Source organism: Peribacillus sp. FSL E2-0159, assembly GCF_038643155.1.
GTDB classification, from domain to species: Bacteria; Bacillota; Bacilli; order Bacillales; family DSM-1321; genus Peribacillus; species Peribacillus simplex.
Map to the genome: position 1 here is coordinate 2,583,174 of NZ_CP152053.1, position 24,033 is coordinate 2,607,206.

Annotated in this window: 26 protein-coding genes; 21 read left to right on the top strand and 5 right to left on the bottom strand. The window is 40.3% G+C overall.

Annotation, left to right across the window (positions count from 1 at the left end):
• Genes thiO through NYE63_RS12705 form a run of 4 tightly spaced genes read left to right on the top strand, consistent with a single transcriptional unit; the run spans position 1 to position 3,128 of the window.
• On the top strand, positions 1-1,125 hold the full coding sequence (gene thiO, locus NYE63_RS12690; RefSeq protein WP_342605411.1) for a glycine oxidase ThiO: 1,125 nt from the start codon (positions 1-3) through the stop codon (positions 1,123-1,125).
• Between the two features lie 14 nt (positions 1,126-1,139).
• Complete coding sequence (gene thiS / locus NYE63_RS12695; RefSeq protein WP_251431756.1) at positions 1,140-1,343, top strand: sulfur carrier protein ThiS; 204 nt, start codon at positions 1,140-1,142, stop codon at positions 1,341-1,343.
• A gap of 1 nt (position 1,344) precedes the next feature.
• Positions 1,345-2,112: a thiazole synthase gene (locus NYE63_RS12700; protein ID WP_342605412.1), complete on the top strand. Its 768-nt coding sequence runs from the start codon at positions 1,345-1,347 to the stop codon at positions 2,110-2,112.
• A complete protein-coding gene (locus tag NYE63_RS12705) occupies positions 2,109-3,128 on the top strand; it encodes a thiazole biosynthesis adenylyltransferase ThiF (RefSeq protein WP_342605413.1) in 1,020 nt (339 codons plus the stop codon). Before NYE63_RS12700 ends, NYE63_RS12705 begins: the two co-directional genes overlap by 4 nt.
• Before the next feature lie 192 nt (positions 3,129-3,320).
• On the opposite strand, the gene NYE63_RS12710 is transcribed toward NYE63_RS12705, so the two are convergent.
• Positions 3,321-3,464: a small acid-soluble spore protein P gene (locus tag NYE63_RS12710; RefSeq protein ID WP_063233544.1), complete on the bottom strand. Its 144-nt coding sequence runs from the start codon at positions 3,462-3,464 to the stop codon at positions 3,321-3,323.
• A gap of 114 nt (positions 3,465-3,578) precedes the next feature.
• Here NYE63_RS12710 and NYE63_RS12715 point away from each other — a divergent pair, with 114 nt between their 5' ends.
• Positions 3,579-3,842, top strand: coding sequence for a hypothetical protein (locus tag NYE63_RS12715; RefSeq protein WP_342605414.1), 264 nt, complete (start codon positions 3,579-3,581; stop codon positions 3,840-3,842).
• A 161-nt stretch (positions 3,843-4,003) separates the two neighbouring features.
• Here NYE63_RS12715 and sspO read toward each other — a convergent pair whose 3' ends face one another.
• A complete protein-coding gene (gene sspO / locus NYE63_RS12720) occupies positions 4,004-4,156 on the bottom strand; it encodes a small acid-soluble spore protein O (protein WP_342605415.1) in 153 nt (50 codons plus the stop codon).
• A 384-nt stretch (positions 4,157-4,540) separates the two neighbouring features.
• On the opposite strand from sspO, the gene acnA reads away from it, so the two are divergent.
• The 7 genes from acnA to NYE63_RS12755 all read left to right on the top strand — a co-directional run bounded on the left by acnA (position 4,541) and on the right by NYE63_RS12755 (position 10,089).
• A complete protein-coding gene (gene acnA, locus NYE63_RS12725; protein ID WP_342605416.1) occupies positions 4,541-7,252 on the top strand; it encodes an aconitate hydratase AcnA in 2,712 nt (903 codons plus the stop codon).
• Between the two features lie 202 nt (positions 7,253-7,454).
• Positions 7,455-7,988: a TlpA disulfide reductase family protein gene (locus NYE63_RS12730; protein ID WP_342605417.1), complete on the top strand. Its 534-nt coding sequence runs from the start codon at positions 7,455-7,457 to the stop codon at positions 7,986-7,988.
• Between the two features lie 468 nt (positions 7,989-8,456).
• Entirely contained in the window at positions 8,457-8,585 is a 129-nt protein-coding gene (locus tag NYE63_RS12735; RefSeq protein WP_072272906.1) for an FbpB family small basic protein, read from the top strand.
• 140 nt (positions 8,586-8,725) lie between these two features.
• Positions 8,726-8,869, top strand: a complete 144-nt coding sequence (locus NYE63_RS12740) for an acid-soluble spore protein N (RefSeq protein WP_057275900.1) — start codon at positions 8,726-8,728, stop codon at positions 8,867-8,869.
• A gap of 64 nt (positions 8,870-8,933) precedes the next feature.
• A complete protein-coding gene (gene tlp / locus NYE63_RS12745) occupies positions 8,934-9,179 on the top strand; it encodes a small acid-soluble spore protein Tlp (RefSeq protein ID WP_342605418.1) in 246 nt (81 codons plus the stop codon).
• A 159-nt stretch (positions 9,180-9,338) separates the two neighbouring features.
• Complete coding sequence (locus tag NYE63_RS12750; protein ID WP_342605419.1) at positions 9,339-9,770, top strand: thioesterase family protein; 432 nt, start codon at positions 9,339-9,341, stop codon at positions 9,768-9,770.
• 25 nt (positions 9,771-9,795) lie between these two features.
• A complete protein-coding gene (locus NYE63_RS12755) occupies positions 9,796-10,089 on the top strand; it encodes a hypothetical protein (RefSeq protein WP_342605420.1) in 294 nt (97 codons plus the stop codon).
• A 37-nt stretch (positions 10,090-10,126) separates the two neighbouring features.
• On the opposite strand, the gene NYE63_RS12760 is transcribed toward NYE63_RS12755, so the two are convergent.
• Positions 10,127-10,423 (bottom strand): HesB/YadR/YfhF family protein, encoded by a 297-nt coding sequence (locus tag NYE63_RS12760; RefSeq protein WP_342605421.1) that lies wholly within the window; start codon positions 10,421-10,423, stop codon positions 10,127-10,129.
• 90 nt (positions 10,424-10,513) lie between these two features.
• Between NYE63_RS12760 and NYE63_RS12765 the strand changes: the two genes are divergently transcribed.
• Together NYE63_RS12765 and NYE63_RS12770 are read left to right on the top strand one after the other, a co-directional pair.
• Positions 10,514-11,002, top strand: a complete 489-nt coding sequence (locus tag NYE63_RS12765; RefSeq protein WP_342605422.1) for an NUDIX domain-containing protein — start codon at positions 10,514-10,516, stop codon at positions 11,000-11,002.
• Between the two features lie 141 nt (positions 11,003-11,143).
• Entirely contained in the window at positions 11,144-11,533 is a 390-nt protein-coding gene (locus tag NYE63_RS12770) for a PadR family transcriptional regulator (protein WP_342605423.1), read from the top strand.
• Positions 11,534-11,549: 16 nt separating this feature from the next.
• Here the strand turns inward: NYE63_RS12770 and NYE63_RS12775 are convergent, their stop codons facing one another.
• Complete coding sequence (locus NYE63_RS12775) at positions 11,550-11,699, bottom strand: YycC family protein (RefSeq protein ID WP_069981711.1); 150 nt, start codon at positions 11,697-11,699, stop codon at positions 11,550-11,552.
• A 327-nt stretch (positions 11,700-12,026) separates the two neighbouring features.
• Between NYE63_RS12775 and NYE63_RS12780 the strand changes: the two genes are divergently transcribed.
• Complete coding sequence (locus NYE63_RS12780; protein ID WP_342605424.1) at positions 12,027-13,325, top strand: globin-coupled sensor protein; 1,299 nt, start codon at positions 12,027-12,029, stop codon at positions 13,323-13,325.
• A 56-nt stretch (positions 13,326-13,381) separates the two neighbouring features.
• On the opposite strand, the gene plsY is transcribed toward NYE63_RS12780, so the two are convergent.
• Entirely contained in the window at positions 13,382-13,969 is a 588-nt protein-coding gene (gene plsY / locus NYE63_RS12785) for a glycerol-3-phosphate 1-O-acyltransferase PlsY (RefSeq protein WP_342605425.1), read from the bottom strand.
• Positions 13,970-14,465: 496 nt separating this feature from the next.
• Here plsY and NYE63_RS12790 point away from each other — a divergent pair, with 496 nt between their 5' ends.
• From NYE63_RS12790 to NYE63_RS12815, 6 genes are all read left to right on the top strand, one after another.
• Positions 14,466-14,876 carry a CoA-binding protein gene (locus NYE63_RS12790; protein WP_144480004.1) on the top strand — a complete coding sequence of 137 codons (411 nt, stop codon included), beginning with the start codon at positions 14,466-14,468 and terminating at the stop codon, positions 14,874-14,876.
• Between the two features lie 389 nt (positions 14,877-15,265).
• Positions 15,266-17,251, top strand: a complete 1,986-nt coding sequence (parE, locus tag NYE63_RS12795) for a DNA topoisomerase IV subunit B (protein WP_063233557.1) — start codon at positions 15,266-15,268, stop codon at positions 17,249-17,251.
• Entirely contained in the window at positions 17,241-19,685 is a 2,445-nt protein-coding gene (gene parC / locus NYE63_RS12800) for a DNA topoisomerase IV subunit A (protein ID WP_342605426.1), read from the top strand. Before parE ends, parC begins: the two co-directional genes overlap by 11 nt.
• Positions 19,686-20,021: 336 nt before the next feature.
• Positions 20,022-21,623, top strand: coding sequence for a long-chain fatty acid--CoA ligase (locus tag NYE63_RS12805; RefSeq protein ID WP_342605427.1), 1,602 nt, complete (start codon positions 20,022-20,024; stop codon positions 21,621-21,623).
• 39 nt (positions 21,624-21,662) lie between these two features.
• Positions 21,663-22,814 carry an acyl-CoA dehydrogenase family protein gene (locus NYE63_RS12810; RefSeq protein WP_342605428.1) on the top strand — a complete coding sequence of 384 codons (1,152 nt, stop codon included), beginning with the start codon at positions 21,663-21,665 and terminating at the stop codon, positions 22,812-22,814.
• Between the two features lie 26 nt (positions 22,815-22,840).
• A complete protein-coding gene (locus NYE63_RS12815; protein ID WP_342605429.1) occupies positions 22,841-24,016 on the top strand; it encodes an acyl-CoA dehydrogenase family protein in 1,176 nt (391 codons plus the stop codon).
• Positions 24,017-24,033: the final 17 nt, after the last annotated feature.

Sequence of the window (24,033 nt, forward strand, 5' to 3'; positions counted from 1 at the left end):
ATGAATTCCATATATGATGCAATCATTGTTGGGGGAGGAGTAATAGGTGGATCCATTGCTTTTCAATTAGCAAAACGAGGTAAAAAGGTCCTTTTATTGGAAAAAGATAGACTTGCCAGTAAAGCATCCAGTGCTGCAGCCGGGATGTTGGGGGCACAAGCCGAGTTAGATGCTGATAACCCGCTTTTTACATTGGCAAGCCGAAGCAGGGGGATGTTTCCTGCACTGTCGGAAGAATTAAAAGACATAAGTGGAATAGACATCGAATTAGTGAACAAGGGCATGTTTAAGGTGGCGCTAACGAATGATCAGGTAGCCGAGCTGAAGAACAAGATCAGAGTCCAGCAAGATGCGGGACTTGAGGCTGAATGGCTATCGACTGCCGAAATAAGGAAAACGGAACCGCTTCTATCGGATGAGATTATGGGAGCCATGTTCATTCCGAAGGATGGACAAGTTTCAGCCACTAGGCTTTCGCTCGCTTTTACTAAATCTGCAGCTGCCCTTGGTGTAGATATAAAGGAATTTGTTCATGTCACCGATTTAGTTACGGAAAACGGATGTGTAACGGGAGTGGTCACGAACATTGGTGGATTTTCAAGTGAAAATGTCATCGTAGCAGGTGGGGCATGGAGTGCTTTCCTCCTTGAAAAATCAGGGATGAAACACGACAGTTATCCTGTAAAGGGAGAGTGCTTTTCCGTCCTGACCGATCGTCCATTGCTTGAAAAGACAATCTTCTCACATGGCTGCTATCTAGTGCCCAAAGTTGGCGGAAGAATCATTGTCGGGGCAACGGTTAAAGCGAACACTTTCGATCAAAAGGTAAGTCTTGACGGGATTTCTACGTTAATTGAAAAGGCAACGCAATTGCTTCCGGCGATTAAAGGAACCGAATTGGAAAAGACATGGGCAGGTATACGCCCTCAAACTGGGGACGGCTTGCCGTACTTTGGTGAACATCCAGCATGCAAAGGACTTTTCGTTGCAACAGGGCACTTCAGGAATGGCATCCTGCTTTCTCCAATTACAGGTGTACTTATAGCGGATATTGTAGAAAGGAAGACAAATCCCGAATGGTCTGCTTTTCGATTGGATCGTTCGATACAGACCCTTTTTTCTTAATGGAGGTGGATGAATTGGAATTGATTATTAACGGGGAAAAAATACAGATTCCTGCTGATGAATCAACAGTTACAGGGCTTTTGCAACACTTTAATTTACATCAAAAAGTAGTGATTGTTGAACTAAATGATGAAATATTAGCAAAAGAAAGTCTAAGTGAAACACTTTTGTCAAATGGAGACAAGGTAGAGATTGTACATTTTGTAGGAGGCGGATGATATGTTAAAGATTGGTTCTTATGAATTTTCTTCAAGATTATTATTAGGTACTGGAAAATATCCAAACTTCGATGTTCAAAAGCAATCAGTGGAGGTTTCGGAGACGGAAATTTTAACATTTGCGGTCCGGAGAATGAACATTTTTGAAGCCAGTCAGCCCAATTTTTTAGAAAAGCTGGATTTGAAAAAATACACACTCCTTCCCAATACAGCAGGAGCTAAAACAGCCAAAGAAGCAGTGCGTATAGCCCATCTTGCAAAGGCATCTGGCTTATGTGACATGATTAAGGTAGAAGTCATTGGCTGTCAAAAAACACTGCTGCCTGATCCGATTGAAACATTGAAAGCTGCTGAAGAATTAGTGAAACTGGGATTCATCGTATTACCCTATACTTCGGATGATGTGTTGCTCGCTAAACGCCTGGAAGAAGTGGGGTGCCATGCAATCATGCCTGGAGCTTCACCAATTGGCTCTGGTCAAGGCATTATAAACCCACTGAACCTACGATTCATCATGGAACAATCAGAGGTTCCAGTAATTGTTGATGCAGGGATTGGAACGCCTTCTGATGCGGCAATCGCCATGGAATTAGGGGCGGATGGCGTGTTGCTTAACACTGCTGTTTCCGGAGCGAAAGACCCGGTCAAAATGGCGAAAGCAATGAAACTTGCCATTGAGGCAGGTCGATTAGGGTATGAAGCAGGAAGAATCGAAAAAAATGATTACGCGATAGCAAGCAGCCCAGTTGAAGGATTGAGCATTGGATGAATGAACGTTATTCACGTCAAGAACTTTTTGGCCCTATAGGGGAAGAAGGGCAATTGAAAATTCGCAAAAAACACGTTTTGGTGATTGGAGCGGGTGCTCTTGGTACGGGCAGTGCGGAAGGACTTGTACGAGCAGGAATTGGGAAACTCACCATTGTGGACAGAGATTATGTAGAGTGGAGCAACCTTCAAAGACAACAGCTTTATAGTGAAGAAGATGCACTAAAAAGAATACCGAAAGCAGTGGCGGCTAAGAATCGTTTGAATGCACTGAATTCGGACGTTATCGTAAAATCGCATGTGGCGGATGTTTCAGTTGATGAACTGGCGAAGCTTGTTGAAGGCGTGGATTTAATATTGGATGCCACTGATAATTTCGATACCAGGATGCTTATTAATGATACTGCGCAAAAATATAGCATACCCTGGATTTACGGGGCCTGTGTTGGGAGTTATGGGATAAGTTACACGGTGATCCCAGAGGTGACACCATGTTTGAATTGTTTGCTAGAAACGGTTCCAATGGGAGGATTGACATGTGATACGGCGGGAATCATCAGCCCTGCTGTTCAAACGGTCGTTGCCCATCAAATGGCGGAAGCATTAAAAATCCTTGTAGAAGATTATGAGTCACTAAGAAACAAAATCATTTCATTTGATCTTTGGAAAAATGAACATTCATCCATAAATGTAGCTCAATTAAAAAAAGCTACTTGTTTGTCATGTGGGTCAAATCGAACGTATCCACACCTCTCCTATTCAAATCGAACAAAGACAGCCGTTTTATGCGGAAGGGATTCTGTTCAGATTCGGCCGGCATTGAATCTTGAAAGAGACTTAGCGGAACTCGAAAACAATCTTCTCGCACAAGGTGGTAAGATTGTTAGGAATCCTTATTTACTTTCATTTACTATCGGAACCCATCGGTTGGTCGTTTTTAAAGATGGGCGGGCGTTGATTCATGGAACAAAAGATATTGCAGAAGCAAAAACGTTATATCATCGTTATTTTGGCTGAACTGTATTGAAAAAGGGAATGGCACGGACTTGAAACGTTTAAACCCGTGAAAGGCTGCCAAAAAAGATGCCCATATAATAGGAAGGTATCGAATCCTTCATGTGACTTATTTGTTTCACAAATATAAAACGAAAGCGGTGTCTGCCTTTTCAGGGCGGCACCGCTTTGTTATGGAACAATTATTTAAGCAGCTTACATATCATGACTGCTATTATGCTTCTGACGGGTGTGCTGTCTGTTTTTCACCTTATGAGAACCGCTTAACGGTGCAGGTTGACCTGGGTTATTTCCTTTAGGAGCATTTTTTCGAATATCTTTACCATCGTTTTTGTTCATGTGCTATCCCTCCTATCTCTTAAGATAATCAGTCCGAGAAATTTTATTCACATACATATATTTGCAAACCTCGTACATGCTATTGATGGACACTAATTAAGGAGCTGAACCAAAATGCAGGATAAACAAGATAAGCGAAGGACTTTCCAGGAAGCCCAGCAAAGTTATCAACAGGTATTTGATGTATATTCATCCATTGAGAAGAACGCACCGGATTACGGAACGGAATTGAAACATGTGAAGCAGGAAGTGAACGAGGCCTATCAGCAAATACAGTCTGCTTTAGTCACGGCTTCCGAACATCAGAAAGAACAATTGAAAAAATTCGAACAGGATATTCAGGCAATCGTCAATGAGGTCAATTCAGAGAACTATTGAGTGACAGGTTCTATCGTCGTGAGTTCATGCGCTTTACTAATGAGTTTTGCGCGTTTACTTGTGCATTTCCTGATTTTAGAACGGAATAGGCTTTTTGAAAAATGCAGTACAACTGCCATTTCAAAAAGCCTATCCTATTTAACGCCTAGAAATGAGGGAAATCATTGGTTTTTCTTTCTTTTTTTATTATTTTGCCTTTGCATTTCAGATAATGGCGGTTCATTTCCCAGTTCATCATTGAATCCAGCTCCATTACCTTGCGCTTTTGCAGCATTCATACCTGGTATAACATGATTTGCCTTTTGTTTTGTCATTTCGACACCTCCACCCATAGAATGCGATAATGTCGAATGATTATGTATGAAGTGCTAATATGTTTTGCTGGAATAATTTATCTGGCCACAAATAGGGGGATTTTCAATAAAATGGATATCAGCAAGGCTTCCTAAATGCACTTTAATATGTAGGGGATTTTTTTCTATAAGAGAAACTTATCAAAAACAATAACTTTCTTGTTATTTACTTATACTCATTTCTATATTAGTATTAAGTTGAAGGAAGAGTTAGGGTGGGAGAACAGAGAGAAAATTCGACAAACTAACTTTTTATTTATATTTATGGTAAACATGGTTTCAGTGAACCAGGTTTTACTTTCATGTGCAGAATAAGTTCTGACAGTTTAATAGGGGGTAATATTCATGACGAAAAATGACGTATACCAAGCGCGTAAGTCCTTTGAAATTGAAGGGAAACGCTACAACTACTACAGCCTAGACGCTATTGAAAAAGCAGGGGACGGCAAAGTATCACGCCTTCCATATTCCATTAAAGTTTTACTTGAAGCGGTACTTCGCCAAGTAGACGGAAGAGTAATCACAAAAGAACACGTTGCGAACCTTGCTAAATGGGGAACAAGTGAGCAACAAGATATAGATGTACCGTTCAAGCCATCTCGTGTAATCCTACAAGATTTCACTGGTGTTCCAGTTGTTGTTGATTTAGCTTCTTTACGTAATGCTTTCGCAGCACTTGGTGGAGATCCTGACAAAATCAACCCGGAAATCCCGGTTGACCTTGTAATTGACCACTCTGTACAAGTTGATAAAGCAGGTACAATGGATTCCCTTGATGCCAATATGGATCTTGAATTCGAACGTAATGCAGAGCGTTACCAGTTCCTAAGCTGGGCTCAAAAATCATTCAACAACTATCGTGCAGTTCCACCGGCAACTGGTATCGTTCACCAAGTTAACCTAGAGTACCTTGCGAACGTGGTTCATGCTGTTGAAACTCCAAACGGCGACTTCGAAGTATTCCCTGATTCTGTTTTCGGTACAGATTCACATACTACAATGATCAACGGTATTGGTGTTCTTGGTTGGGGTGTCGGCGGTATCGAAGCAGAAGCAGGTATGCTTGGACAGCCTTCTTACTTCCCAGTTCCAAAAGTGGTTGGTGTTAAACTGACTGGCCAACTTCCTAAAGGTACAACAGCTACTGACCTTGCATTGAAAGTAACACAAGTTCTTCGTGCACACGGCGTAGTTGGTAAATTTGTTGAGTTCTACGGCCCTGGAGTAGGATACCTTCCACTTGCTGACCGTGCAACAATCGCTAATATGGCTCCTGAATACGGTGCTACAGTTGGTTTCTTCCCTGTTGATGCAGAAGCGATCGATTACATGCGCTTAACAGGCCGTGATGAAAAACAAATTAAAGTGGTTGAATCATACTGTAAAGAAAATGGACTGTTCTACTCTCCTGAAAACGAAGATCCAGCATACAATGATGTTGTGGAAATCGACCTTTCAGCAATTGAACCAAACCTTTCAGGCCCTAAACGCCCGCAAGATTTGATTCCACTTTCTCAAATGAAATCATCTTTCCATGACGCTATCAATGCACCTATGGGCAACCAAGGTTTTGGCATGGACAATTCTGAATTGGATAAAGAAGTAACTGTTAAATTTGCCGACGGTAAAGAAACAGTAATGAAAACAGGTGCGATTGCAATTGCTGCAATCACAAGCTGTACGAACACTTCTAACCCGTATGTAATGCTTGGAGCAGGTCTTATTGCTAAAAAAGCAGTTGAAAAAGGTTTGACTGTTCCGGATTATGTAAAAACATCATTGGCACCAGGTTCTAAAGTTGTTACTGGTTACCTTCGTGATGCAGGTCTTCAACCATACCTTGATCAATTAGGATTCAACGTAGTTGGTTACGGCTGTACAACATGTATCGGTAACTCAGGTCCATTAGCGGACGAAATTGAAGCAGCAGTTGCTGAAGCAGATCTTCTAGTAACTTCAGTACTTTCTGGTAACCGTAACTTTGAAGGTCGTATTCATCCACTAGTGAAAGCAAACTATCTTGCTTCTCCAACTTTGGTTGTTGCATATGCACTTGCTGGTACTGTGGACTTCGATCTTAACAATGATTCACTTGGTAAAGATAAAGATGGTAACGATGTATATCTTGCTGATATCTGGCCATCACAAGAAGAAGTTAACGCTGCTGTTAAAGCGACAGTTACACCGGAATTATTCCGTAAAGAATACGAAACAGTATTCAACGATAACAAACGTTGGAATGAAATCCAAACAAGCAACGAAGCAATTTATGCTTTCGATTCTAAATCAACATATATTCAAAATCCTCCATTCTTTGAAGGATTATCACCAGAACCAGGTTCAGTTAACCCACTTTCTGGTTTGCGCGTAGTAGGTAAATTCGGTGACTCAGTAACAACTGACCACATTTCTCCTGCAGGTGCAATCGGTAAAGATACACCAGCTGGTATCTACCTTCGTGAAAACGGTGTGAAACCGCGTGACTTTAACTCTTACGGTTCTCGTCGTGGTAACCATGAAGCGATGATGCGCGGAACGTTCGCAAACATCCGTATCCGTAACCAAGTTGCTCCAGGTACAGAAGGTGGATACACAACTTACTGGCCAACAGGCGATGTAATGGCTATCTATGATGCTTGTATGAAATACAAAGCTGATGGAACAGGTCTTGCAGTCATCGCTGGTAAAGACTATGGTATGGGAAGCTCTCGTGACTGGGCTGCAAAAGGTACTAACCTTCTTGGCATCAAAACAGTCATCGCTGAAAGCTTTGAACGTATTCACCGTTCTAACCTTGCATTAATGGGTGTTCTTCCACTTCAATTTAAAGAAGGCGAAAACGCTGAAACGCTTGGATTGACTGGTAAAGAAGCGATCGCAGTTAAAATCGACGAAACAGTTAAACCGCGTGATATCGTAACAGTTACAGCTACTGATGAAGCTGGAAACGTAAAAGAATTTGATGTACTTGTTCGTTTCGATTCCGAAATCGAAATCGACTACTACCGTCACGGTGGTATCCTTCAAATGGTATTACGTAATAAATTAAAAGGCTAATTTCAGCTAGGAAGCGGTAAACCTACTTGTCAGGTTTACCGCTTTTTTTGTGTCAAGTTTATGAAACAAAGTGATATCATGATATGATTTAAAGAAATTCACTTTTCCGGAGGTCCTTTTATTGTTAAGATGGAATAGGGAAGTTGTTCTATTTCTGGAAATGGACTAATATTTTTATTGTAATGGGACTAGGGGGACGAGTATGCTTAAAAAAATTATTGCTTCGGTGGCCTTACTGTCACTTATTACAGTAGCGATCGTGCAGGCTATGGATAATGAATCAAAGAAAAATGACGAAAAAGATGCTTTGGGCGGATTGAAAATTGGAGCTAACGCACCGAATTTCTCCCTGAAAACTTTGGATGGGAAACAAGTTGAATTATCTGATTATAAGGGTAAAAAGGTAATGCTGAATTTTTGGGCTACGTGGTGTCCGCCTTGCAAGAAGGAAATGCCGGATATGGAGAAATATGCACAGCAAGCGGGTGATGATGTCGTCGTACTTGCTGTCAATATTGACCCGGAAAATGATGTACAATCCTTTGTAGACGATAATGGAATTACTTTTACCATTCCGCTGGACAGTCAAAGTGCAGAAAATCCAGTGAATGAGCGCTACAAGATTCTTAGCATACCAACAACTTACTTCATCGACAAAGAAGGCATTATCAGGAATAAGGTAATTTCAGCCATGCAACTAAAAGATATGGAGCGAAATATAAATAGTATGCAGTAGGGCAACCTTTATGAAGTTCCATCGGTATTGAAGAAATTAGCCGACACTCCTTGCGAATAACTGGCTAGTCGAGATCCTGGAGACGCTTTCGGCGAGGAGGCTTGGCAGACAGTCGGCGGAAAGGGAGCGGATTTCTGCAAACAACGGGATCGTATTTTAAGACCAAAACGGTAGGTAAATTGGCTTATCTGCGAAATTTGACTACAGTCCGACGGAACCTTTATGAGGTTCCGTTTTATTGTATGTTAACAAAGTTGTCATAATTTAATAGAAAAATCAAAAAATTTAAAAGATTATGGTTAATGTTAATGAAAAAAGGGTTAAAGTAGAGAGAGTGGCGAAATGAAATTTTTATCAGGTTAAAAATCTGATAATTACGACAATTATAGGGATGGAAACCATATAGTCATAATTTTACGTTAATTTGGCAATACTGAATAGTATATTAAAAATAAGTAGGTGAAAAGCATGAAAAAAAGAAAAAGGACATTTGAAGAATTAATTAAAGAAAACAAAAGAGAATTATTGATGGATGTTAAACAAATGGAAAGACTTGAGGAACGTCTTGAAAAAAAACATATGCAAAAAGCTGAATAGGTTTTGCAAAAGATTTTTTCAAAAGAGCCAGTGCTATGAAGGTCCCTTCAAAGCGCTGGCTCTTTTTTCATGACTTTTTCAAAAACTGGCATTCATGAATTTCGTCTTTTATATCCATGATAAGAGGAGGAGGCGATAGAATGGGTAATCCAAAAAAAGATTCCAAACACTTTAGACCGAGCCATCTGGGGACACAACCAATTGCAGCAGGTGGGAATAACGGGAAGAAAATGCAGGACAAATCAGGGAAACATCCTCAAGTCATTCAAACTAAAGGTGAGTAATCAAGGGGTTTAATAAAGTGATCGTAATAATATTATGTAAACAAAAAAACATGAGGTGAAATTAATGGGCTCTTATAAACACAATCAGGATAACCGTTTGGATAATGTTGAAAAAATTCAGGATGCGATTCAAAATACAGAAGAAAACATATCCGCTGCAAATGAAACGTTATCATTCTCTTCAGGTGAGGAGAAACAGGCAATTGAGGCCAAAAATGACCGAAGAAGAAAGAGCATCGAAGGAATGAAGGAAGAAATGCAAGATGAGCAAGAAGCACGGGAAAGCGGTTATAGAAACGATAATATTTAATCAACTAAGTAAAGGGGAGAAAGAGGAGCAAAATCTTTCTCCTCTTTTCTTTTAGTTTTTCATGGCAGGGAAGCAGTCAATCAAGACAGCTTAAATGAAATTTGCACATTTGTTATGGTAGAATGTTTATTGCAATAGAAATGAAAGTGGGGAAACATAATGTTCATAGCTGAAAACGAAATTGAAGTGCGGTATGCAGAGACAGATCAAATGGGTGTTGTTTACCATGCGAATTATTTTATATGGATGGAATTAGGCAGGACAAAATTGATAAATGATTTAGGATTTTATTATGCTGATATGGAATCGGATGGCATCCTTTCACCTGTTATGGATATTCAGGCTTCGTATAAAACCCCTGTTAGATATGGTGATAAGGTAAAAGTTAAAACCTGGATTGAAAAATATGACGGCTTAAGGGTCGTTTATGGGTATGAGATCGTTAATGGAAAAAATGAAGTGGCGGCTACAGGTCATTCTTCCCACGTTTGCGTTAAAAAGGATAGCTTCCGCCCGATATCCATTAAACGGTTGTATCCTGAATGGCATGAGGCCTATGAGAAAAATAAAAAGCAGGATGAATTGGTTTAATTACAAACATTGAGGTGAATAAGAAATGGCTTTTGGGATTAAACGGGTAGACGTAGTAGCCTGGAAGCAGAAAATCGATCAAGGCCAAATAGCTTTTTTAACGCATTATTGGCTGGATGACCGATTTCCTGGATGCAAGACGGTTACAAAAGTGGGGTGTAATGATTTACGGCGTTTATCGGAGTGGGGTATGAAATACGGGCTTAAAAAAGAGTGGATTCATCACAGGAAGGATGGATATTCTCATTTCGATCTTTTAGGGGATAAGCAAGCGGAAATTCTTAGGGCGGAAGATATTAAAGAGCGCCTGCTTGATTGAACAAGAAAAACAGCAGTTTACACCGCTGCTGCATGGGTCAAGCACTCTTTTCGTAGTGAAATTCAGGTTCAGTCAGTTTTTCATTAAAAGTAATAAGTAAATCGTGACCATCAAAGTACCATAAATCCTTTTCTTCTACATAAAAATTAATTTCATTCATAGTGGTTACGACTGCTGCAGTTTCAGGTTCTTCTTGCATGATACCTAATGAAAAGCCGCTTTGGACGGTACTATGCCCGCCATATCTTACGAAAAAGCGCAAATGAGTGCCTTCTTGAAGCCCCAGCTCATTAACATACCACTTAGCTGCTTGATCGGAAATGGTCAGTTTCATACTAATTCTCCTTCCTAGAGGTTCGTTATTTAAGTATAAAGTAATTATGAAGTAGATGCGAATAATGTGCGTTTAAGAAAGGAAACAAACATGGATATTATATATAATATTTGTTTCATAACTCGAAAAAGATCCAACGAAAATGAAGTGTTGATGCTATTTCGCCAAAAGAATCCCAATAGGCATAAATGGAATGGTATAGGGGGGAAAATAGAACAAGGTGAAACCATCGGTGAATCGATGGAACGCGAAATTCTTGAAGAAACTGGATTGAAGGTAAAGGGGATGGCCTTTCGAGGGATTGTGACATGGAATCAAACGGGTGGAATGTATGTTTACCGAGCTGAAGAGGCAGGTGGCGGGCTATCCGCCTGTGATGAAGGGGAACTTGCCTGGAAGCCATATCAATGGGTTATGGAGGCAAATGAAGTTGTGTCCAACATAAAGTATTATCTAAAAGATATATTACAGGATGAACCACCACAAGAATTTGCCTGTACCTATGAAAATGAACATTTAATATCAGTCAAAAAGAAGCCGTTGCCTGATTTTGCAAAAGAATGGACTTTAACCAATTGAAAACCGCCCATGTGCGGTTTTTTTGCCTATTTTGATTCCTAAGCTAAATATTACAAAGTGGTAGAAGAATATTCGGAATATTGGTATATTTGATGGGGTAAGCAAGATTCTGAAAAATTATATATGTGATGATAAAACGAAATGCCATCTTATTTATTTCCTTATAAAGAGGGGGATGATGCTGATTTGCGGAAAACGGAGCTGTTAAAAGGGAGTACGGAAATGGTGTTGCTTTCATTATTGGCTCAAAAGGATATGTATGGGTATGAGATGATCGAACAGCTCAAACAGTTAAGTGATGGTTATTTACATTATAAAGAAGGCATGTTATATCCAGCTTTAAAAAGGCTGGAAGAGAAAGAGTATTTAAATAGTTACTGGCAGGATTCCATAGAAGGACCGAAAAGGAAATATTATTATGCGACGAAAGTGGGTATTGCTCAGTTTCAAGATCAATGGGAAGAATGGAACGCCTTTCAAGATTTAATTCGTAAGGTCGTTTCGCACACATATGAGCACACACAAAAATAGCTGCAGATTCCTGCAGCTATTTTGTATTTTCTTTTTCTTTTGCTTCAGCCTCGGCAAGCTTTCTCAGCAAGACGGGTGTAGGCATATGCATGATTTGCTCTAAAGGCAAATTTAGTGACTTGGATAACTTTAATGCGGTTTCCGGTGATATTTGCAATGGCTTCATGGCACTTTCTCCTATCGTTATTTAATAACTAGTTCCAGTGTAGCCTCTGTTTTACATTTATTCAATCCTTACTTGACCATTTCTCCATTAAATGAAATTAATACTATTCTTTTGATGGGAAGTTAATCTAGAAATAATCTAGGTCCTTTTAACTTGACAAAAGAATTGCAATGAGGCCACAATAAAGATGTTAGTAGTCTTAAAGAATCATTTGTTTTATATTATATCTAATTTATTTCGACATAATGGATATAAAGACTCATCTTGGATTGGTGGTATATCTTGGATTAGCTTTAACGTGAATTACAAAATCAGGGGGAGTGGGATATGGTGATTTTCATAAAAGGGAGGCCGGAAAAAGCAATCTGGTTTCAAAAAGCAAAAGAAACAGATGGCATATTAGATGTAAGTAGTGAACAGGTGAAACTTCAGGTGAATATCATCGATTTAACCGAATTCGATTTAAAGCTGATCCATGCATTTAGAGAGGCTATCGAACCTCAGGTAGAGAGAGTTGTTGATGCCTTTTATCAAACGATTCTGCAGGTACCTGAATTGAAAGGGATAATCACGGAGCACAGCACAGTGGGAAAATTGAGGAAAACGTTAATTACTCATATGCTATCTTTATTCAATGGTGTGATTGACGATGATTTTGTTGAATTACGGACGAAGGTGGCGAAGACCCATTATCGAATTGGATTACAGCCCCGGTGGTATTCATCCGGTTTTCAAAATGTACAGAATTACTTGCAAAGAATTGTCTTTGAACAAAGCAGAAATGAAGAAGAGCAGAGGGCATTAATATCAGCGATAGGAAAAATACTCAATCTCGAACAGCAGTTAGTCCTTGAGGCATATGAAGTGGAAAATTTAAAAGCTAGGGAAAATCATTATTTGGAAATAAAAGAGGAAGTGAGAAGAAAAATCTCGTTAGTTAGTGAAGAAGTCCTGAATTTAAGTGAAGAAACGGAGGCTTCCGTTAAGCAATTGATAGAAAACGGGCAATATGTCAAAACGCAGATCGCAACGCGCGCTGAACAATCCCTTCGTTCAAAAACATTGGCTGAAGAAGGGCAGAATCGTATGCAGATCTTAACGGAAAAGATACAAAACCTTGTTATTTTCATGAAAAATGTTGATGAAAAGATCGTTTTATTAAACCAATCCTTCTTAAGCATTACCGAGTTTGTTAAGCTTGTACAAGGAATAGCCGACCAGACAAATTTACTATCATTGAACTCAGCCATCGAGGCTGCACGTGCAGGTGAACATGGTAATGGATTTGCAGTTGTTTCGAATGAGGTAAGGAAACTTGCTGAACAGACTAAAAAGTCGATAGCTGAAATAGATGCAATCGTGTATACATCAAATGAATATATGAAAGATGTTGTTGATTCTGTCCTAAGGGTCAAGGAAGTGGTTCAAGCAGGTGAGAAAGAATCGGAGTTAACAGAAAATTCCTTTAATGAAATAATCGGAGTGATTAAAGGGAATATAACGGATTCTACAGAAATGGAAATGACAATTCAGGGATTAGTGTCAATCATCAAGGAAATCGGAAACGCTACTGAAAAGGTTTCGAGGCATGCAGGTATCCTGAATAACACGGCAAATGAATTGTAGAATGGAAAATAGGCCCATGCATACAGGCCTATTTTCACTTGGTTATGCGTATGATCTTACAACCACTTTACTTTCGGTTCAGTTTTATCGATAATCCGCTTGATGTTTGCGCGATGCCGGTAAAAAATGAAAATCGTTAATATACCGATTACAATAATGAGCGGCAAGTCACCAGTATGAAACACTAAACTATAGATGAGAGCTAGAAGACAAGCAATCATGGAAGAAAGCGAGACATATTTGGATATGTATAAGGTTATGAAGAATATGAAAATGGCAAAAACAAAAAATAATGGTTCGTATGCAAGAATGACACCAGCAGAAGTTGCGACAGCTTTACCACCCCGAAAGTTTGCGAAAATGGGAAACATATGACCAATGACCGCAAAAACTCCGGCTAGCAATAAATTCATTTCCACGTCTAGCATATACGGTAGATAAGTCGCTAGGGTACCCTTTAGTATATCCATGGTAGTAACGGTAAGCCCTGCCTTGAAACCAAGTGTCCTGAAGGTATTTGTTCCGCCTAGGTTTTTACTGCCATGCTCCCGAATGTCGATTTTGTAAAAGGTTTTACCAATTATTAAACCGGAAGGAATCGAACCGATCAGGTAGGCAGCCAGTATAGTGATAAATGTAAGCATTCTATTACCCTTTCTTTAAAGAAAAATCTTCTTTTTTTTACACGTTTTAAGGGATGATTATTCCCTTTTTCAAAAATAAGCGTGTAGAAATAGCTTAAAACAGCCTTAAAATACCTGTTAAGCTTCTCTTATTGTAACATTTTCGTGACAAAATGGTACGGCTGTCCCAAAAAAAAACCACTGAAAAGATGAATTTTCCTTGATGAACTTACATCTTTTGATATACGTTAAGTTCATAGAGGATAAAAGGTTTAGGTTTCCTTATTTTCGTAAATATAAAATGAAGGATGCCTCTTTGTATAAATTGTTACAATACGTGGTAGTCTGTATGAACATAAAGGCAGTTAAGTGAGTCTTGCCTTTTCGAAACTTATTCTTTCTTGTATAATGGTTTTTCTTAATAATGGTAATAAACAGTTGTTCTCTGTAAAATACCCTTGTTAGGGAATACTCTTTAATTAAATATTACATTTTATTATAAAGGGGATAGAAAAGAATGATAGAAAATCCAAGCAGGGAAGAAATGGGAAAGATGTTGAAAAAATCGAAGCGCATCGCTGTCGTTGGTTTATCTAATAACCCTGAACGCACTTCTTATATGGTATCTAAGGCAATGCAGGAAAGCGGTTATGAAATCATCCCGGTAAACCCTGCTGTATCTGAAGTGCTGGGTGTCAAAGCAGTTAAAGCACTGAAAGATATTGAAGGGCACGTCGATATCGTCAATGTTTTCCGCCGCTCAGAGTTCCTTCCTGAGATAGCCAAGGAATTTGCAGAAATCGATGCAGATATCTTTTGGGCGCAGCTAGGGGTGGAAAATGAAGAAGCCTATAATTTTTTGAAAGAAAAAGGATATACTGTCATCATGAATCGATGTATAAAAGTCGAACACGCCCTTACTAAGTAAAATGAAGAGCGGAACTTCCGCTCTTTTTTTAAGGTATCACTATATCTCAACCCGGAGAAAACTAAAATGCAGCCAAAGCGGGCATTGAGCGGTCGGGCAAATTTAAGCCATTAAAGCTTAATTTGATTAAAATAATAAAAGTATATTTGCCAAATGAAAATTTACCGCTACAATTAGAATGGTAGCTATGATACGTTTTCATGTTCCAATCCAAGGTGCTAACGCTAATAAAAGGGACGAAAAAAATAGAACACTTGTTCTTTGTTCGTGAAAGTATTATACTTTTTATATGATATTAACGTATGAATGTATTTGTTAAGCTAGTGAGTCATTTCATTGCAGTATGATTTGGCCCGGAAATTGTGTTTAGTAAGGAAAGGGGAATTTCTGTGGCAAAGAAAGTAAAAACAATCGAGTACAATGATGATGCAATTCAGGTACTGGAAGGACTCGAAGCGGTCAGAAAACGTCCCGGTATGTATATCGGCAGTACTGATGCACGCGGACTTCATCATTTAGTGTACGAGATTGTAGATAACTCCGTAGATGAGGCTTTGGCTGGATATGGAGACCAAATTAGTGTGAAAATACATAAGGATAACAGTGTAAGTGTGTCAGATAAAGGGCGTGGAATGCCTATTGGCATGCATAAATTGGGTAAACCGACGCCTGAAGTCATTTTGACGATTCTTCATGCTGGAGGTAAATTTGGACAAGGCGGATATAAAACGAGTGGAGGCCTTCATGGAGTCGGTGCTTCGGTCGTTAACGCGTTGTCTGAATGGCTTGTCGTGACAATCAAAAGGGACGGATTCATTTACGAACAACGTTTTTTCAATGGCGGAAAGCCAGAAACCACTCTGGAGAAAATCGGTAAAACCAATCAAGCTGGGACCAAAATCCACTTCAAGCCGGATCCGAAAATATTTTCGGTGACGACTTTTAATTATGATATCCTATGTGAACGTCTTCGCGAATCAGCTTTTCTTTTAAAAGGCATGAAGATAGAATTGACGGATGAACGTAACGACCATAACGAAACTTTTCACTATGAAAATGGAATTGAGGCGTTTGTGGATTACTTGAATGAAGAAAAAGAGACCCTTCATAGCGTAGTCAGCTTGGAAGGGGAACAAAATGGGATAGAAGTAGATCTCGCCTTTCAATTCAATGATGGTTATTCAGAAAATATTTTAAGCTTTGTAAATAATGTTAGAACGAAAGACGGAGGCACCCATGAGATTGGCGCAAAAACGGCCATGACACGGGCATTTAATGATTATGCCAGAAAAATGGGGCTATTGAAGGAAAAAGATAAAAACCTCGAAGGTACCGATATACGTGAAGGCTTGTCTTCAATCATTTCTGTACGTATCCCTGAAGAACTTCTTCAATTCGAAGGACAAACCAAGAGCAAGCTTGGAACCAGTGAAGCCCGTTCTGCAGTCGATTCCATCGTATCAGAGCACTTAGCCTACTTTTTTGAAGAAGATCCGACCACGAGTACCCTATTGGTTAAAAAAGCGATTAAAGCTTTCCAAGCAAGGGAAGCTGCGCGCAAAGCCCGTGAAGATGCAAGAAGCGGGAAGAAACGGAAGAAATCCGATGCCATCCTTTCTGGGAAATTAACACCGGCTCAATCGAAAAATCCCGAACGGAATGAATTGTATCTTGTAGAAGGGGACTCTGCTGGGGGATCCGCTAAACAAGGGCGTGATCGCCGTTTCCAAGCAGTCCTGCCATTACGGGGTAAAGTTATCAATACGGAAAAGGCAAAACTGGCGGATATTTTTAAAAATGAGGAAATAAATACGATCATCCATGCCATCGGCGGAGGTGTCGGGGCGGAGTTCAATACGCCGGACACCAACTATGATAAAGTGATTATCATGACAGATGCCGATACGGATGGGGCGCATATCCAAGTGCTGCTGCTGACTTTCTTTTATCGCTATATGAAGCCGTTAATAGAGTCAGGAAAGGTTTATATTGCCTTGCCCCCTTTATATAAAGTGAGTAAAGGGACCGGGAAGAAAGAAGTCATTGAATATGCTTGGAGCGACGAGGAACTTCAGGGAGCGATAGACAAGGTGGGGAAAGGCTATATGATTCAGCGCTATAAAGGGCTGGGTGAGATGAATGCCGATCAATTATGGGATACCACCATGAACCCGGAAACAAGGACATTGATACGTGTGAAGATCGATGACGGTGCCCGTGCTGAAAGACGTGTGACAACGTTGATGGGAGATAAGGTTGAACCGCGTCGTAAGTGGATTGAAGCCAATGTCGCTTTTGGTCTCGAAGAGGAATCGAATATTTTAGATAATGAAAATATGTCGATTGAAGAGGAGGTCAATAACGATGGTATTTGAAGAAACATTTCGAGATTTGCCGCTTGAAGAGGTAATTGGTGACCGTTTCGGGCGTTATAGTAAATATATAATCCAAGATCGGGCACTACCTGATGCAAGGGACGGTTTAAAACCGGTACAGCGCAGGATATTGTATGCGATGCATGTCGAAGGAAATACTCAGGAAAAAGGATTTAGGAAATCCGCAAAAACGGTCGGTAATGTAATTGGTAACTATCACCCTCACGGAGATTCATCCGTTTATGAGGCAATGGTTAGGATGAGCCAAGATTGGAAGCTGCGGAAGGTCATGGTCCAAATGCATGGAAACAATGGTAGTATTGATGGTGATCCGCCTGCTGCGATGCGTTATACAGAAGCAAGGCTTTCATCGATTGCCTCCGAGATGCTGCGGGATATTGAAAAAAGGACGGTCGATTTTGTACCGAACTTTGATGATACTTCAGAAGAACCCATTGTATTGCCTGCAATGTTCCCTAACCTGCTTGTAAACGGCTCTACAGGAATTTCAGCCGGCTATGCCACTGAAATCCCGCCACATCAACTAGGTGAAGTCATTGATGCTGCCATTATGCGAATCGATAAGCCGGAAGCGACAGTCGCTGATTTAATGACGGTCATTAAAGGACCGGATTTTCCTACTGGCGGTATAATTCAAGGAATTGAAGGCATTCGTAAGGCCTATGAAACAGGTAAAGGGAAAATAATCATTCGCGGGTTGGCGGAAGTGGAAACGATTCGGGGCGGCAAACAGCAAATCGTCATCACTGAAATCCCATATGAAGTCAATAAAGCCAACCTTGTTAAGAAAATGGATGAGTTCCGTCTAGACCGGAAAGTGGAAGGTATTGCCGAAGTAAGGGATGAAACCGACCGTACAGGACTGCGCATTGTAATCGAACTGAAAAAAGAAGCAGATGCAAATGGAGTCCTCCATTATTTATACAAAAATTCTGATCTCCAAATTGCATACAATTTCAATATGGTCGCGATTTATAAAAAACGGCCAACATTGATGAGCTTGCCAAAAATGCTCGATGCATATATAGAACACCGGAAAGAGGTAATCTTGAACCGTTCACGTTATGAGTTGCAAAAAGCTCATGACAGGGCACATATCGTCGATGGTTTAGTGAAGGCTTTGTCCATATTAGATGAAGTCATCGCTGTCATCCGGGCATCTAAAGACAAACGGAATGCTAAAGATAACCTTATTGCTAAATTCGCTTTTACAGAAGCGCAGGCTGAAGCGATTGTCTCCTTGCAGTTATATAGGCTGACAAATACGGATATTACAGCACTTGAAGCAGAGGCAGCGGAATTGAAGAACAAAATTGAGGAATTGACAAAGATTCTTGGCAGTGAAAAAGTTCTTCTTCAAGTAATTAAAAAAGAACTTCGATTCATTAAAAAGGGCTTTGATGACGGACGCCGTTCCAAAATCGAAAAAGAAATTGAAGAAATCAAAATCAATCTTGAAGTCTTGATTGCGAGTGAAGACGTGATGGTGACCGTGACGAAAGAAGGCTATGTCAAACGGACTTCGTTACGATCTTATGCTGCATCAGGCGGTCTTGATTTTGGTATGAAGGATTCCGATCGCCTGCTCCAGAGGCTGGAGATGAATACAACAGATGTCCTGTTGCTATTCACATCCAAAGGAAACTACCTCTATTGTCCAGTTCATCAGCTTCCTGATATTCGCTGGAAGGAAACCGGTCAGCATATCGCGAACATCATTCCAATCGACAGGGAAGAACAAATCATAAAAGCGATTCCAATCAAAGATTTTACCCTGCCGGAATTCTTAGTGTTCATCACGAAAAATGGTATGGTGAAAAAGACAGAATTAGCTTCCTATAAAGCTCAGCGTCATTCAAAACCGCTGGTTGGTGTTAATTTAAAAGGTGACGATGAATTGGTCGATGTCCATCATACCGATGGACGGGCTGACCTTTTCCTAGTCACTCATAACGGATATGGTTTATGGTTTGATGAAGAAGAAGTAAGTGTTGTCGGTGTCCGGGCAGCAGGAGTCAAAGGGATTAATTTGAAAGAAGATGACTATGTCATTGGCGGAAAGGTTTTGGCCAAGGATAGTAAAGAATCGATCTTTATCGTTACACAGCGCGGGGCCATAAAGAAAATGAAATTAACCGAGTTTGAAAAAACGAGCCGGGCAAAACGAGGTGTCGTGGTCTTGAGGGAATTGAAATCGAATCCTCATAGGGTCATTGGTTTCGATATTATTAACAAAACCGACAGTTTATTCATTCTTTCTGAAAAGGGAACCATTGAAACGATTCATGCCGCTTCATTAAAAAATCATGATCGATATACGAATGGATCATTTGTTTTTGATGAAACGGTTAGTGGAAAAGCGAAAGAATTATGGAAAATATCATTGGAAGATGACTCCGCCATAGAGCGGTGAATCATTTTTTGAACGGGATGCTGATCTTGATCAGCATCCCGTTTTATTTTCCTATAAATGACCAGTTATATCCTTCAAGAACATAATCCCCACATGCCCCGCACTACAAGTTGAGTCGTTTTACGAAAACAATCTCTCAATTCAAAAATGACTTATTGAGTCAAATTTAAATCCTAGTATTATGAGTCTAATATTATTAAGAACGCAGCAAATAATTCAATTTTGAATTTCACCATTAATTGAATCAACGTAATATAACGATTTATTTTTGGCACACTCCTTGCATATTGTTAGTATGACTTCTTTATTTTTTTGAATGAAGAAAGGGGAGGACCAATGGATAGACCTTGGAAAAAGCATATCCCGAAAGGAAATCCAATAGAGATTGATATTCCTGAAATGTCTTTGACAGAATTATTTTATCAATCAGTCGAACAATATTCGGATAAAACAGCGGTTACGTTCATGAAGAAAAGGTATACATATTCAGAGCTGGGGAAGTTAGTGAAAAGATGTGCCTGCTTGCTTGCTGATGAAGGTATTAGAAAGGGAGATCGTGTGGCTCTTATGCTTCCTAATTGTCCCCAATATCCAATTGGGTTTTTTGGAACTCTTTTGAATGGAGCCATTGTTGTCCAAATCAATCCAATGTATAAGGCGAATGAATTAATACATGTCCTGAAAGATTCAGGTGCAAGGTACATCATTGTGCTCGACGATTTATTGCCAATAGTTGAAGCCGTTATAGCTGAAACCGATGTTGAAAAGGTGTTAAGCGTGTCGCTGGAAAAGGGCAAATGTGAAATGACAAAAAAGCTACTATCAGTAACAGAGGCGGATTACACAGTGGAGATTGAACCTGCCGAAGATGTTGCAGTCCTCCAATATACAGGAGGAACGACAGGACGTTCTAAAGGGGCGATGCTAACCCATCGTAATATCGTAGCCAATACGCTGCAAAGTGCAGCCACTTCAAGAATCAATACTCAAAAGGGGAAGGAAAGGGTACTTGGCGTTTCCCCATTATTTCATGTTTACGGCATGACTTCAGGGATGAACCTGACGTTTTATAATGGAGGGGAATTAATTCTTGTATCCCGGTTTGAGGTGACGGAGATAGTCGATTTAATCAAAAATATTAAACCGACTATTTTTCCGGGGGTCCCGACGATGTATATTGCTTTATTACAATATTACCAGTCCCATCCATTTGATTTGCATATATTGAAATCTTGCGTTTCGGGTTCGTCACCATTGCCATTGAATGTATTGTCAAGGTTTAACGAATTGAGTGGAACAAAGATTGCAGAGGGCTATGGCCTGTCCGAGGCGTCACCAGTCACGCACCGGAATCCAGTTAGCGGCCTGCAAAAACCAGGAAGTATCGGGATTCCTATACAAAATACTGATGCCGCCATAATTGACAGTATTACAGGAGAGCCAGCCCTCTTGGTTGATACACCAGGTGAATTGGTCATAAAGGGACCACAGGTAATGAAAGGTTATTGGGGCATGCCTGAAGAGACGCAGCAGACGATTCAAAACGGATGGCTGCATACTGGTGATATTGCCAAGATGGATGAAGATGGCTTCTTTTACATTGTGGGACGGAAGAAAGAGATGATCATCGCAGGTGGATTCAATATTTATCCAATTGAAATTGAAGATATTCTATACAGCCATCCTAAGGTTCTGGAAGCTGCCGTCTTTGGCGTTCCCGATCAATATCGCGGTGAAACGGTACATGCAGCGGTAGTTCTAAAACCAAGTGAAAGGATAACTGAAAACGAATTGAAGGATTATTGCCGAAAGCAGCTCGCTGCATTTAAAGTCCCAAAAGCAATCACATTTGAAAGTGAATTTCCGAAGACGGCGGTCGGTAAAATCCTAAAACGCAAACTTCAAGAAAAACATATCGCTTATTCGGATAAAATATGAAAGCGTTAACAACTAATTCGCAGATAAAGGGGAATGCAAATGGACTTTCGCTTAGATGAAGACATCCTGCTATTAAAAGAAAATATACGCCAGTTTATCGAAGAGCAAATCGATCCATTTTCCATGCAGATAGAGGATGAAGATCATATCCCAGAATCCATTATAAATTTATCGAAGGAAATCGGGCTATTCGGGCTTAGTATCCCGGAAAGGTATGGAGGGCTCGGAATTGGGATGGTGGGAAAATGTGCTTTATATGAGGAAATAGGCAAAACACATAATGGATATACCACTCTGATAGGGGCCCACACCGGTATAGGGACGGTAGGGATAGTTGAAATGGGCAATGAAATGCAAAAGGAAAAGTATCTACCAGATATGGCAAGCGGTAATAGAATTGGCGCTTTTGCTTTAACTGAGCCTGCAGCTGGATCCCATGCTACGAATCTCAAAATGACCGCTGTCAAAAATGGCGATAAATATATTTTAAATGGGACTAAGCATTATATAACCAATGCAGATGTAGCAGATATTTTTACAGTTATGGCCGTAACGGACAAAGATAAAGGGGCAAAAGGAATCACCTCATTCATAGTAGAAAAGGATTTTCCGGGTTTTAGAGTTGGTAGCATGGAAAGGAAGATGGGTCTTCGAGGCTCACATTCGGCCGAATTGGTATTTGAAGATTGCGAAGTTCCGGCTGAAAATGTACTGGGGGACGTCGGCCAAGGGTATGTAAATGCATTGAAGATCCTTGCAAATGGCCGGGCAGGCCTTGCTGCACGTAATTTGGGGTCCTGTCAATACCTGCTCGATCTATCTACTAAATATGCAACAGAACGTGAACAATTCAATGTCCCGATCATTGATCATCAAGCCGTATCCCATATGATTGCTGAGATGGCAATGGAAATAGAAGCACTTCGCTCATTCACATACCGGGTTGCATGGATGGTCGATCAGAAAGAAAAAATCATTAAAGAAGCGGCAATGCTTAAGTTGTATGGTTCGGAAGTATATAATCGTGTCGCTGATAAGGCAGTTCAGATTCATGGCGGGATGGGATACATGAAGGATTATCCAGTTGAACGTTTCTATCGGGATGCCAGAATCACTAGAATATATGAAGGCACGTCCGAAATCCAAAAAAATATCATTACCGGACAATTGAAGAGAAAATATCAAAACTAGTCTAATTGGAAAGCGGAGGGATTAAAATGGATTTACGACTATCAGATGAACAAAAAATGGTACAAAAAACAATACGCAAATTCGTGGAAAATGAATTGATACCTTTAGAAAATGAAGTGCTTCGCAATGAAATGGCAGGAAAACCTAGTTTGCCAGAGGGTACATTGAAAGATTTACAGGAAAAAGCAAAAAATGCTGGGTTTTGGGGCATCAATACTCCGGAGGAATTTGGCGGGGCAGACTTAGGGCAGCTTATGATGGCAATTGTCTTGATGGAAGTATCAAAAACGTTTGTACCATTCAGTTTTGGAGGTTCGGCTGATAACATACTTTATTATGCAAATGAAGAACAGAAACAGAAATATCTGATCCCTACGATTAATGGTGAGAAAAAGTCCTGTTTTGCCATGACGGAGCCGGGGGCTGGGTCCGATACGCGAAATATTAAAATGACGGCAGTAAAAGAAGGGAACGAATGGGTGCTTAACGGTGAAAAAACTTTCATTACAGGAGGAAATGATGCCGATTTCGTCATGGTCATTGCTGTAACCGACAAAGAACGTCATCAAGCAACCGGAACGGAAGGGGTAACCTGTTTCATTGTAGACCGTGATATGGGCTGGAGATCAGAGTATATCAATACGATGGGAGAATGGGGACCGGCCGGTTTAGTTTTTGATAATGTCCGGGTACCCGAAGAAAACATATTAGGGGAAGTGCATGGCGGTTACAAACTAGGATTGGAATGGATTGGTTTTGCAAGATGGATCGTGGGTGCACGCGCTGTCGGTTCTGCAGAAAGATTGCTGCAAATGGCTATAGAATACGCTAAAGAACGAGTCACATTCGGTAAACCGATCGCTGAGCGCCAGGCCATTCAATGGCAGATAGCGGATTCGGCTGTAGAGATCGAAGCTGCAAGATGGCTTGTATTGAATGCGGCATTTACACTTGATAATGGAGAAGACAATCGCCATTTAGCTTCAATGGCTAAACTCTTTGGAGCCAATATGGGGAATCGGGTCGTTGATCGCGTATTGCAGATACACGGTGGCATGGGCTATACGAAGGAGCTTCCCATCGAACGTTGGTACCGCGAGGCTAGGCTTTGGAGGATTTATGATGGTACGGATGAAATACAGCGTATGATCATTTCCCGAAATTTGATTAAGGGGCATGTTAAATTAGGACAATTCTTATAATAGATTAGGAGGAAACG

Coding starts and splice junctions, on each gene's coding strand:
- plsY (WP_342605425.1), bottom strand. CDS start 13,969: ATGCTTACATTTATCACTATACTGGCTGCCTACCTGATCGGTTCGATT.
- NYE63_RS12715 (WP_342605414.1), top strand. CDS start 3,579: ATGCAGGATAAACAAGATAAGCGAAGGACTTTCCAGGAAGCCCAGCAA.
- NYE63_RS12705 (WP_342605413.1), top strand. CDS start 2,109: ATGAATGAACGTTATTCACGTCAAGAACTTTTTGGCCCTATAGGGGAA.
- NYE63_RS12700 (WP_342605412.1), top strand. CDS start 1,345: ATGTTAAAGATTGGTTCTTATGAATTTTCTTCAAGATTATTATTAGGT.
- NYE63_RS12780 (WP_342605424.1), top strand. CDS start 12,027: ATGGTGATTTTCATAAAAGGGAGGCCGGAAAAAGCAATCTGGTTTCAA.
- NYE63_RS12815 (WP_342605429.1), top strand. CDS start 22,841: ATGGATTTACGACTATCAGATGAACAAAAAATGGTACAAAAAACAATA.
- NYE63_RS12775 (WP_069981711.1), bottom strand. CDS start 11,699: ATGAAGCCATTGCAAATATCACCGGAAACCGCATTAAAGTTATCCAAG.
- NYE63_RS12755 (WP_342605420.1), top strand. CDS start 9,796: ATGGCTTTTGGGATTAAACGGGTAGACGTAGTAGCCTGGAAGCAGAAA.
- thiO (WP_342605411.1), top strand. CDS start 1: ATGAATTCCATATATGATGCAATCATTGTTGGGGGAGGAGTAATAGGT.
- NYE63_RS12810 (WP_342605428.1), top strand. CDS start 21,663: ATGGACTTTCGCTTAGATGAAGACATCCTGCTATTAAAAGAAAATATA.
- NYE63_RS12735 (WP_072272906.1), top strand. CDS start 8,457: ATGAAAAAAAGAAAAAGGACATTTGAAGAATTAATTAAAGAAAACAAA.
- NYE63_RS12730 (WP_342605417.1), top strand. CDS start 7,455: ATGCTTAAAAAAATTATTGCTTCGGTGGCCTTACTGTCACTTATTACA.
- NYE63_RS12750 (WP_342605419.1), top strand. CDS start 9,339: ATGTTCATAGCTGAAAACGAAATTGAAGTGCGGTATGCAGAGACAGAT.
- NYE63_RS12765 (WP_342605422.1), top strand. CDS start 10,514: ATGGATATTATATATAATATTTGTTTCATAACTCGAAAAAGATCCAAC.
- NYE63_RS12740 (WP_057275900.1), top strand. CDS start 8,726: ATGGGTAATCCAAAAAAAGATTCCAAACACTTTAGACCGAGCCATCTG.
- NYE63_RS12770 (WP_342605423.1), top strand. CDS start 11,144: ATGCCATCTTATTTATTTCCTTATAAAGAGGGGGATGATGCTGATTTG.
- parC (WP_342605426.1), top strand. CDS start 17,241: ATGGTATTTGAAGAAACATTTCGAGATTTGCCGCTTGAAGAGGTAATT.
- acnA (WP_342605416.1), top strand. CDS start 4,541: ATGACGAAAAATGACGTATACCAAGCGCGTAAGTCCTTTGAAATTGAA.
- NYE63_RS12760 (WP_342605421.1), bottom strand. CDS start 10,423: ATGAAACTGACCATTTCCGATCAAGCAGCTAAGTGGTATGTTAATGAG.
- tlp (WP_342605418.1), top strand. CDS start 8,934: ATGGGCTCTTATAAACACAATCAGGATAACCGTTTGGATAATGTTGAA.
- NYE63_RS12790 (WP_144480004.1), top strand. CDS start 14,466: ATGATAGAAAATCCAAGCAGGGAAGAAATGGGAAAGATGTTGAAAAAA.
- NYE63_RS12710 (WP_063233544.1), bottom strand. CDS start 3,464: ATGAACAAAAACGATGGTAAAGATATTCGAAAAAATGCTCCTAAAGGA.
- NYE63_RS12805 (WP_342605427.1), top strand. CDS start 20,022: ATGGATAGACCTTGGAAAAAGCATATCCCGAAAGGAAATCCAATAGAG.
- sspO (WP_342605415.1), bottom strand. CDS start 4,156: ATGACAAAACAAAAGGCAAATCATGTTATACCAGGTATGAATGCTGCA.